General features: G+C 72.7%; 9 protein-coding genes. 3 read left to right on the top strand and 6 right to left on the bottom strand.

Translation table 11 applies throughout. From position 1 onward, the window contains the following. The 6 genes from SSP24_RS18355 to SSP24_RS18330 all read right to left on the bottom strand — a co-directional run. Nucleotides 1-941 (bottom strand): SRPBCC family protein (locus SSP24_RS18355; RefSeq protein ID WP_141310710.1); only part of this gene is annotated, 941 nt, incomplete at its 3' end. Further along, nucleotides 934-1,410, bottom strand: a complete 477-nt coding sequence (locus tag SSP24_RS18350) for a hypothetical protein (protein ID WP_141310709.1) — start codon at nucleotides 1,408-1,410, stop codon at nucleotides 934-936. The genes SSP24_RS18355 and SSP24_RS18350, both read right to left, overlap by 8 nt. After that, entirely contained in the window at nucleotides 1,407-1,661 is a 255-nt protein-coding gene (locus tag SSP24_RS18345) for a gas vesicle protein GvpG (RefSeq protein ID WP_141310708.1), read from the bottom strand. The genes SSP24_RS18350 and SSP24_RS18345 overlap by 4 nt, the downstream gene beginning before the upstream one ends. A 42-nt stretch (nucleotides 1,662-1,703) precedes the next feature. Beyond that, complete coding sequence (locus tag SSP24_RS18340; RefSeq protein WP_141310707.1) at nucleotides 1,704-2,417, bottom strand: GvpL/GvpF family gas vesicle protein; 714 nt, start codon at nucleotides 2,415-2,417, stop codon at nucleotides 1,704-1,706. A 3-nt stretch (nucleotides 2,418-2,420) separates the two neighbouring features. Beyond that, the gene (locus SSP24_RS18335; RefSeq protein ID WP_141310706.1) at nucleotides 2,421-2,915 is read right to left on the bottom strand and encodes a gas vesicle structural protein GvpA; all 495 of its coding nucleotides are present in this window, start codon (nucleotides 2,913-2,915) and stop codon (nucleotides 2,421-2,423) included. After that, nucleotides 2,912-3,217, bottom strand: a complete 306-nt coding sequence (locus tag SSP24_RS18330) for a gas vesicle protein GvpO (RefSeq protein WP_229865419.1) — start codon at nucleotides 3,215-3,217, stop codon at nucleotides 2,912-2,914. Before SSP24_RS18330 ends, SSP24_RS18335 begins: the two co-directional genes overlap by 4 nt. Nucleotides 3,218-3,357: 140 nt before the next feature. On the opposite strand from SSP24_RS18330, the gene SSP24_RS18325 reads away from it, so the two are divergent. The 3 genes from SSP24_RS18325 to SSP24_RS18315 all read left to right on the top strand — a co-directional run bounded on the left by SSP24_RS18325 (nucleotide 3,358) and on the right by SSP24_RS18315 (nucleotide 9,875). Then, nucleotides 3,358-4,467: a hypothetical protein gene (locus SSP24_RS18325; RefSeq protein WP_141310721.1), complete on the top strand. Its 1,110-nt coding sequence runs from the start codon at nucleotides 3,358-3,360 to the stop codon at nucleotides 4,465-4,467. Between the two features lie 48 nt (nucleotides 4,468-4,515). After that, nucleotides 4,516-5,256: a TIGR03936 family radical SAM-associated protein gene (locus SSP24_RS18320; protein ID WP_141310702.1), complete on the top strand. Its 741-nt coding sequence runs from the start codon at nucleotides 4,516-4,518 to the stop codon at nucleotides 5,254-5,256. A 248-nt stretch (nucleotides 5,257-5,504) separates the two neighbouring features. Next, entirely contained in the window at nucleotides 5,505-9,875 is a 4,371-nt protein-coding gene (locus tag SSP24_RS18315; protein ID WP_141310700.1) for an Rne/Rng family ribonuclease, read from the top strand. Nucleotides 9,876-9,911 lie beyond the last annotated feature (36 nt).

Here is a 9,911-nt window from a genome sequence, read left to right as displayed (position 1 = left end):
TCACGGGGCCGCTCCTTCTCCTCCTCCGCACGGGCCTCGCGGCGCTCCTCCTCGCGGGGCCGCTCCTTCTCCTCCTCCGCACGGGCCTCGCGGCGCTCCTCCTCGGGCTCCTCGTCCGGGCCGCGGACCACTTCGCCCTCGCGGATCTCCCCGCGCCAGCCACCCGTCGCCTCGCCGCGCAGCATCACGAACTTGCGGAAGAGCTTCAGATCCAGCCGGGTACGGCGGCCCTGGGCCCGCCAGAGGTTCGCGGTCTTCTCGACGAAACCCTTGGGGAAGTAGTCGAGGACCAGCAGCACCTTGGTGAGGTTCTCGGCCACCGGGTGGAAGGTGACCACGCCCCTGGTGGTGCCCTTGGACCCCTCGGACGTCCAGGCGATCCGCTCGTCGGGCACCTGCTCCGTGATCGTCCCGGTCCACGCCCGGCTCGCCTTGGCGATCTTCACCTGCCACTGGGTCGTGGTGTCGTCCTTCTGTTCGACGTCGACCACGCCCTTGGTGAACCGGCCGAACTCCGTGAACTGCGTCCACTGGTTGTACGCCTCGCGCACCGGAACACCGACGTCGATGTCCTCGATGATGGTGATGCTCTTGGGCCCGCCGTCGCGCGGCGGCCCGTGCTTCTTGCCGGTGGCCTCCTTGACCTTGTCCGCCACGGTGTCCTTGGCGTGTACGGCGGTCTCCTTGGCCTGGGACGCGACCTGTCCGCCGAGCACCTTGCCGCCCTTGCCGAGGGCGTGCACGAGAGGGCCGGGGCCCACATGGGCGGAGCCGAGCCGGTTCGCCGCCTCGCCCATCTTGTGTCCCACGCCGGTCAGCACCCGTTCCAGGCGTGCCTCGGCGTAGGCCCCCAGTTCCTCCACCAACCTGTTCGCGCCCGGGCTCTTCAGGGCTCCGGTACCGGTCGGCGAGCCGCGTCCGGACGCCTTGTCGTCAGTCATCGTCCGACTCCCTCACTCGCGGCCGGGACGAGGGGCGGTGTGCCGCCTTCTTGGTCCTGGGCCGCTCCTCCTCCGCCTCACGCCGCTCCCGAGCCTCATGGGGCTCCTCAGCCTCGCGCGGTGGCTCCTCCTCCTCGCGCGGCTCCTCCTCGCGCGGCTCCTCGTCCTCGCGGTCCTCGTCCCCCCGTTGCCCCTGCAGGCCGAGGGTGCGTCGGTGCAGGGCATCGGCCAGGTGGTCGGCCTGGGCGTTGACCACCGAACCCACCGCGGCCTTGGTCGCGCTCGCCAGTTCGGTGCGGGCCTGCCGGTTGAGGTTGCCGAGCACGGGGGTGAGGGCCTCGGCGAGGTCCCCGGCCTTCGCCCGCCTGGCGGCCATCGCCAGGGCGAGCCCCAGGGCGGCCTTGCCCTTCTTCCTGCGGCCCAGCAGATAGCCGCCGATGAGGGCGGTTCCGATCTTGGCGTTGTTCATGATGCCGTCTTTCCGAGCTGGTACAGCCTGATCTCCTCCAGCCGCCGCAACAGCTCCTCCTCGCGTGCCGCGAAGTCCTCCTCGTCGATACGGCCCTCGGTCCGCGCCCGCTCCAGGTCGGCGAGCGCCGCCTGTACGGGGGTGGGGTCGTAGTACTCGTGCTCCGCGGCCTGTACGACCTTGTCCAGCACCCAGCCCACGCCCCGCACCGGAGCGAGGGGCAGTGCCAGGACCTCGAAGACCAGTCCCACGGTGCCTCCTTGTGTCGTTCGGCCCGGTGCCGTCAGCCGGGGTCAGGCGAAGCTGTACGGCGGCAGTGGCCCCTGGAGCCGTAGCTCGACTCCCTCGGGCAGTTGCTCGGTCAGCTCCCCGCAGGAGTCCGTGAACTCCTCGGACTTGCCGCGGTCCACGAGGAACGACGCGTTGACGAAGTACTGCTCGGAGGGCGGCGACAGGCTCTCCGCGTACACCAGCGGTCGCAGCGCGGCGACGATCTGCGCGGCGAGCGCGTCCTGGCGGCTCTGCACTTCCGCGGCGACGAGCTGTCCGAGTTCCAGCCGCTGCTCGGGACTTCCGCGGCCCTCGCGGGTCGCCTCGTTCAACTCACGTATCCGGTCGGACTCTTCGACGATCTGCCGCAGCAGCGTGTCCTCGTCCTGCACGCCCTTGACGTTGAACTCCACCCGGTCGGCGAGTTCGGCCAGCCGCTGGGCGTATTGCTCGGCGCCCTGTTCCAGCACGGCGCGTACGGCGTCCTCGTCCTGGGCGACGAATCCGAAGCCCAGCGGCAGCGAGACGCCGTCGGACCACAGCCGCTCCTGCACCGCGTGGTGTGCCTCCAGGTCCCGCCGGGCGACCGACAGGTCCTCCGGGGCCTCGCTGACGACGGCGCACAGCGAGTCGCCGCGCACCACATGCAGCTCGGAGTGCGACTCGCCGACGCCGTCGAGGTCGTCGAGCCGCAGCGGATGCGAGGCCTTGGTGATGGCGTACACGTACAGCGACATCGCTCACTCCTCGCGCTCCTCGCGCTCCTCGCGTTCCTTCGAGGAACGGCGCTCCGCACCGCGCTCGACGGGTTCGCGCTCCCGCTCCCGCCGCTCCTCCTTGCCGCGCCGAGGTCGTTCACCGCTTTCGATCTCGTCACGGCGGCCCTTCTGAAGGGAGTCCGTGAACGCTTCCACGGCGCCGCTCAGCGCGCCCTTGCTCTTGCCCTTGGCGCCGCCCTCGGTGACGCGCTCCATCACGTCGGGCAGCTGGGCCGGGGCCTTGCGGCCCGATTCGAGGTCCAGCCGGTTGCACGCCTCGGCGAAGCGCAGATACGTGTCCACGCTGGCCACGACGACACGGGCGTCGACCTTGGCCAGCTCGATTCCGACGAGGGACACGCGCACGAAGGCGTCGATCACCAGACCGCGGTCCAGGACCAACTCCAGTACGTCGTAGAGGTTCCCGGAGCCCTGTGTGGGGGCGGGCACTGCGCCGCCGCCCGGCGTCACAGTCACGATCTGCTCCCTTCGTTCCGGTCGATCTGGGCGCGCGTGTAGCGCCGCCCGCGTTTGTAGGCCAGCAGTTGGCCGGCCGGGTCCAGGGCGACCTCGTAGCTGGCCAGCACGCTCGTGGTCTCGGGGATGCGTTCCAGCTCGACGACCTCGACCTCGGCCTCCCAGCCGTCGTCCGTCGGCTTCAGAGCGGAAACGGATTCCGGGCGCCGGCCCAGCAGCTCCGTGAGCTGCTCGGTCGCCTGCCGCATCGCCTCGGCGGCCGAGACTCTCTCGTTTTCGGGCATATCATCACCAACCATCATCAACCCCCGTGTGTCCCAAAACCTCCGCATGTATCTCTTCGCTCGGCAGTTTCGAACGGCAGTTTTTGAATGAGAGTGCGGGTTGAGAGGGTTGGGGAAAGGTGTGGATCCAGACCGGCGGCTGTGGCGTCTACGCCGGTATGGATCTGGAAAAGCCGCCTGCTCAGCAGCCACCTGACGGGTGCCTCGTGGTCGCGATCCGCGTTCCGGTGCGGATCGTCACGCTCGTCGTCGTCCTCCCGGTGCGCATGGTGTGGGACGCGCTCGTCGTCGCCGGGCGGTTCCTCGACGACACGGTGCTCAGGCCGCTCGGGCGCGCGCTGCTGTGGCTCGGGCGAGCGGTGTTCGTGTGGCCGTTCGTGGCGCTGTGGCGGTGGGTGCTGGTGCCGGTGGGCCGGGCGCTGGCCTGGCTCGGGAACGTACTGATCGTCGCGCCGTGCGGGTGGCTGTACCGGTACGTCCTGACGCCGGTCGGCCATGCCATCGCCTGGGTCGGGCGGGGGATCGCGGCCGGGCTGGGGTGGGTGTACGCGCGCGTGCTCACGCCCGTGGGGCACGGGATCATGTGGGTCCTGAAGGGCGTCGGCGCGGTGCTCGCCGCCGTGGGGATCGGTGTGTTCACCGCCGTGACCTGGCTGCTGCGGTACCTCCTCGTCGTACCCGCCACCTGGCTGTACGAGTGGGTCATCGCGCCGGTCGGGCGGGCGATCGTGTGGTGCGCGAACGGGCTCCTGTGGCTCGTGCGCATGATCCTCACGGGGATCGGCATGGCCCTGTACTGGACCTGCCGGATCCTGTTCGTGCTGCCCGCGCTCGCCCTGTGGCGGTGGGTGCTGGTGCCCGTCGGGCACGTGCTCGCGGTCGTCGGACGGGAGATCGGGGCCGCCCTCGGGCATGCCTGGCGGGTGGCGGGGCACATCTCGCTCGCCGTCGGGCGGTTCCTCGTGACGCTCTTGCGATGGATCTTCGTGGAGCCGGTGCGATGGGCGTACGCGCGCGTGCTCACGCCCGTCGGACATGTGATCCGGGACGCCGTCCTGCGGCCGGTGGGCGAGGCGCTGCGCGCCGCGGGGCGGGCCGCACGGCAGGCGCTGGCGTCCGCACGGGACAGCGTGCGGCAGGCGCGGGCCGACGTCCGGCGGATGCTCTTCGGCGAGCCCCGGCAGCCGCGGGCGACGGTCCGGCGGGAACCCGCGGCCGCCGACACACGTACTCTTGGTAGCAGTACGACCGCACTCACGAAGGATTGAACGACACTGGGCAAGCGACAGCCCGAAGGCCCGCCGCCGGCACCCACGGTGCAGCGCGTCCGACTGCGCTACACCAAGCGCGGCCGCCTCCGGTTCACCAGCCACCGTGACTTCCAGCGCGCCTTCGAGCGTGCGCTGCGCCGCGCCGAGGTGCCGATGGCGTACTCGGCGGGGTTCACCCCGCACCCGAAGGTGTCGTACGCCAATGCCGCACCCACCGGCACGGGCAGTGAGGCGGAGTACCTGGAGATCGCGCTCACCGAAACGCGCGATCCGGAGCAGCTCAGGATCCTGCTCGACGAGTCGCTGCCCGCCGGGCTCGACATCGTCGAGGCGGTCGAGGCCCGCACCTCGGGGCTCGCCGACCGGCTGACGGCCTCCGTCTGGGAGCTGCGGCTGGACGGCGTGGACCCGGCCGACGCCGCGCGCGCCGTGGCCGCGTTCAACGCGGCCGAGGCCGTCGAGGTGCAGCGACTGACCAAGAACGGCGTCCGCACCTTCGACGCCCGCCCGGCGGTCGCGAGCCTTGAGACACTGGAGACAACCGAAGAGCACACTTCGCAGGCTGATAGGCCGACCGACCAGCCCTGTGCGATACTGCGGCTGGTTGTTCGGCACGTGACGCCTGCCGTACGACCCGACGACGTCCTGTCCGGTCTCCGCGCCGTGGCCGACCTGGCGCCGCCGGTCCCCGCAGCGGTGACCAGGCTGGCGCAGGGGCTGTTCGATGAAGAGACCGGCACGGTGACAGACCCGCTCGCGCCTGACCGCGAGGCGGTCCCCGCGTAGGACGGACGTCGTAGCGCCGCCCTCGTACTCGGGAGCCACCTGGGTCGGGCAGCGCACCGACCAGAAGACTTTCGCCAGGCCGTTCGCAACACGGCGTACGGAACCGGCGAGACAGGACAACAGAGAGCTCCCGTGCGGCGCCCGCGCCCCGGACGGCGGCAGTCGCGCATCGCGCGAGCCGCGGACGTCACCGGCATCACCGCCGGACCAGGTGCGGCGCCCGGGAGCCTGACGGGAGAAACGCCCGCATGCTCGAGCCGATCGAACCCACTGAGGGTTCCGAACTGAACACACCAAGCGACACCCTGCCGCCGCGGCGGCGCCGTGCCGCTTCCCGACCGGCGGGTCCGCCCGCCACCACGTCCGAGGCGACGGCGGAGACCGTCGCGCCGGCCATACCGGCCGCTGCCGCCGCCGATCTCACCTCGGGCGACCTGGCCTCTGCCGAAGCTGCCGACCTGGCCGCTACCGACCTCTCCTCTGCGGCTGCTGAGGAGGCCGGGGAGGTTGAGGAGGCTGTTGAGGTTTCTGAGACTGAGGGCATTTCCGAGAGTGCCGAGGCGATTGAGGAGCCAGCGCCTGCTGGGCGTGCACGTCGCCGTGTGACCCGTCGGGCCTCCGCGCCTGCCGGGTCGCCCGCGTCCGCCGAGGCCGTCGAGACGGTCGTGCCGGTTGCCGCTCAGGCCACCGCCGAGCCGGTGGACGAGAGCGCCGTCGCCCATGTCGTCGAGGAGCCCGCTCCGCCGCGCCGCCGCCGGGCCACACGCCGGGTGTCGGCGCCTGCTGGGGTCCCGTCCACCGAGGCCCCCGAGGCCGTCGTACCCGCCGCTGCCGCGTCCGTGAGCGCTGAGGCGCCCGACGCCGCTGCGGCCGCTGAAGAGACCGCGCCGGTCGAGGAGGCCGCGCCTGCCGGGCGTACGCGTCGGCGGGCGACCCGCCGGGTGTCCGCGCCCGCCGGGGCTCCGGCCGCCGCCGAGGCCGTGCAGGAGGAGGCTGTCGCCGAGGCCGTACAGCAGGAGGCCGCCGCCGAGGTCGTACAGCAGGAGGTAGTCGCCGAGGCGCCCGCCGCTGAGCCGCAGGCCGAGGCCGCCGCTGCCGAGCAGTTCGAGGAGGCCACTGAGGAGGCCGCTCCGCGCCGGGCCCGCCGCCGGGCCACGCGCCGGGTGTCGGCGCCTGCCGAGACGGCAGAGGTCGTTGCGGGCAAGGCCGTCGAGCCCGTCGCCGAGCAGGGCGACGAGGGTGCCGCCCCGCGTCGTACGCGTCGCCGTCGGGGTACGGCGGAGGCGCCCGCCGAGCCTGCCGCTGCCAAGGCCGCCGAGGCCGCCGAGCCCGTGCGGGCCGAGCAGCCCGCCGTAACCCAGCCCGCCGAGGCCGCGCAGCCCGCCGTAACCGAGGAGGCCGCCGTGCCCGCCCCGGCCCAGGAGGTTGCCGAGGCCGCCGGTGACCAGGGTGGTGCGCCGCGTCGTGCGCGGCGCCGGGTCGTGCGGAAGGCGGCGACCGGTTTCGCCGCGCCCGCGCAGCCGGAGACCGCCGGGGCCGAGGCGCCGCTTCCGCCGGCGCGGCCCGCGGTCGCGGTGTTCCAGCCGCCGGTGTTCACCGAGCCGAAGTTCCAGACGCCCGAGCGGGCCGCCGCCGAGGCGGCCGCCGAAGCGGCGGAGGAGGCCCCCGAGGCCGAGGAGTACCCCGAGGAGCCGACCGGGTCGCGGCGTCGCCGCCGGCGCCGGGGTGCCGCAGGCGCGGAGGAGACCGAGGCGCAGGCCGTCGAGACCGCAGTGGACGAAGAGGCGGAGGAGGCCGAGGAGGCCGCCGAGCCCGTCGTCGAGGACGAGGAGGGCGAGGAGACCGGTTCGCGTCGCCGTCGTCGTCGGGGTGGCCGGCGTCGCCGCCGGGGCGAGTCCGGCGACTTCGCCGAGGGTGACACCGACGAACTCGCCGCTGAGCAGGCCGCGCAGGACGCCGAGGACACCGCTGAGCAGGTCGAGGAGGACGCCGAGGAGGAGGACCGGGCCGCCGGGGAGACCGGGGGTTCCACCAGCAGCCGTCGTCGCCGTCGCCGTCGCCGCCGGGCCGGGGACACCACCCCCGACACCGAGCCGTCCGACGACGACCCCGAGCGCACGGTCGTCAAGGTCCGCGAGCCCCGTCCGAAGGCCGAGCCGTCCGACGAGGTGCAGTCGATCAAGGGCTCCACGCGTCTGGAGGCCAAGAAGCAGCGCCGCCGTGAGGGCCGTGAGCAGGGCCGTCGCCGTGTTCCGATCATCACCGAGGCCGAGTTCCTGGCCCGGCGCGAGGCCGTCGAGCGCGTGATGGTCGTCCGGCAGAACGGCGACCGTACGCAGATCGGCGTCCTGGAGGACGGTGTGCTCGTCGAGCACTACGTCAACAAGGAGCAGTCGACCTCGTACGTCGGCAACGTCTACCTCGGCAAGGTGCAGAACGTGCTGCCGTCGATGGAGGCCGCCTTCATCGACATCGGCAAGGGCCGCAACGCCGTCCTGTACGCGGGTGAGGTCAACTTCGAGGCGCTGGGCATGGCCAACGGGCCGCGCCGCATCGAGTCCGCCCTGAAGTCGGGCCAGTCGGTCCTCGTCCAGGTGACGAAGGACCCGATCGGCCACAAGGGCGCCCGCCTCACCAGTCAGGTCTCCCTCCCGGGCCGCTACCTCGTGTACGTGCCCGAGGGCTCCATGACCGGCATCAGCCGCAAGCTGCCCGACACCGAGCGGGCGCGGCTGAAGACCATCCTCAAGAAGATCGTCCCCGAGGACGCGGGCGTCATCGTGCGCACCGCCGCCGAGGGCGCGAGCGAGGACGAACTGCGCCGCGATGTCGAACGGCTGCAGGCGCAGTGGGAGGACATCCAGAAGAAGTCCAAGAACGGCAACGCGCCGACGCTGCTGTACGGCGAGCCGGACATGACCGTCCGGGTGGTCCGGGACATCTTCAACGAGGACTTCTCCAAGGTCGTCGTGAGCGGTCCGAACGCCTGGGAGACCATCCACGGGTACGTCGCCCATGTGGCGCCGGATCTCGCCGGGCGGCTGCAGAAGTGGACCAGCGAGGTCGACGTCTTCGCCACGTACCGGATCGACGAGCAGCTCGCCAAGGCGCTGGACCGCAAGGTCTGGCTGCCGAGTGGCGGTTCGCTGGTGATCGACCGGACCGAGGCGATGGTCGTCGTCGACGTCAACACCGGCAAGTTCACCGGCCAGGGCGGCAACCTGGAGGAGACGGTCACCAGGAACAACCTGGAGGCGGCCGAGGAGATCGTCCGTCAGCTGCGGCTGCGCGACCTCGGCGGCATCATCGTCATCGACTTCATCGACATGGTGCTGGAGTCCAACCGGGACCTGGTGCTGCGGCGCCTGCTGGAGTGCCTGGGCCGGGACCGTACGAAGCACCAGGTCGCCGAGGTGACCTCGCTGGGTCTGGTCCAGATGACCCGCAAGCGGGTCGGCCAGGGCCTGCTGGAGTCGTTCTCCGAGACCTGCGTCCACTGCAACGGCCGCGGTGTCATCGTGCACCTCGACCACGCGGCGGCCGCCGGTGGCGGCGGCAAGCGCAAGAAGCGCGCGCGGGCCGGTGCCGAGCAGCCGGAGACGCACGAGGTCGTCGTCGGCGAGATCGTCGAGACCGGCGTGACCGCCGAGGAGGAGGCGGAGACCGAGGCCGAGGTCGCGGCCGAGGTCGCCGAGCCGGTGGCGCTCCCCGCGCCGGAGTTCCAGCCGGACGAGGAGCTGTACAGCAGCGTCGCCGAGGCGGAGGCCGCGGTGTCGCGCGGCCGTTCGCGGCGCCGGGCGAGCCGTCGGGTGTCGGCTCCTGCGGGCGCGCCCGCGCCGAAGAGCGGGGCCGACGGGGCCGGCGTACCGGCGCCCACGGCTCAGGAAGTGACGGCCGAGGAGGAGGCCGCGCGTCCGGTGCAGCCGGAGCCGGCCGCCCAGGCGCACGCCGAGCCCGTGGCCGTCGAGGACCCGGTGGTCGAGGCCCCGGCCCCCGCGGAGGCCCCCGCCGAGGAGGCCGCGCCCAAGGGCCGTACGCGCCGCCGGGCGACCCGCAAGGTGAGCGCGCCGGCCGGTTCGCCGCCGGCGGCGTCGGCGGAGGCGGCGGTGGTCACGGTCGCCGAGACCGCGCCCGCCGTGGCGGAGACGCCGGAGGTGCCGACGCCCGCGGAGACGCCCGCCGAGGCCGCCGCCCCGGCCCGTCCGCGCCGCCGTGCGGTCCGCAAGGCCACCGCGCCGACCGCTCCGGCGGAGGCGGCCGTGGTGGTCGTGCCGTCGGCGGAGACGCAGGCGCAGGCGCCGGTCGCGGAGCAGGCCGCCCAGGAGGCCGAGCAGGCTCTCGTGGAGGCCAAGGAGGCCGCCGCCGAGGCCGTCGACATCGAGGCCGAGGAGTCCGCCCCGGCCAAGAAGACGGCCCGTAAGACGGCCAAGAAGGCCACGGCGAAGAAGGCCGCCACCAAGAAGACCGCGGCCAAGAAGACGGCCGCGAAGAAGGCGACGGCCAAGAAGGCGGCGAAGTCCACCGCCACCAAGACGGCCGCCGCCAAGAAGGCCACGTCGAAGAAGACCGCGGCGGCCGAGCAGAAGGTGTCGTCCGTCTCGGCCTCGACGGAGGACTGACCTGACGGGGCCCGGTTTGACCCCTCAAGCCGGGCC

The organism is Streptomyces spinoverrucosus, assembly GCF_006539505.1.
Classification (GTDB): Bacteria; Actinomycetota; Actinomycetes; order Streptomycetales; family Streptomycetaceae; genus Streptomyces; species Streptomyces spinoverrucosus.
Note: the sequence above shows the minus strand (reverse complement) of the source record. Positions and strands in the feature narration are given on the sequence as shown.

What these genes read in the sequence shown, in the direction of transcription:
- SSP24_RS18350 (WP_141310709.1), bottom strand. Translation starts at nt 1,410, where the DNA reads ATGAACAACGCCAAGATCGGAACCGCCCTCATCGGCGGCTATCTGCTG.
- SSP24_RS18340 (WP_141310707.1), bottom strand. Translation starts at nt 2,417, where the DNA reads ATGTCGCTGTACGTGTACGCCATCACCAAGGCCTCGCATCCGCTGCGG.
- SSP24_RS18330 (WP_229865419.1), bottom strand. Translation starts at nt 3,217, where the DNA reads ATGATGGTTGGTGATGATATGCCCGAAAACGAGAGAGTCTCGGCCGCC.
- SSP24_RS18325 (WP_141310721.1), top strand. Translation starts at nt 3,358, where the DNA reads ATGGATCTGGAAAAGCCGCCTGCTCAGCAGCCACCTGACGGGTGCCTC.
- SSP24_RS18315 (WP_141310700.1), top strand. Translation starts at nt 5,505, where the DNA reads ATGCTCGAGCCGATCGAACCCACTGAGGGTTCCGAACTGAACACACCA.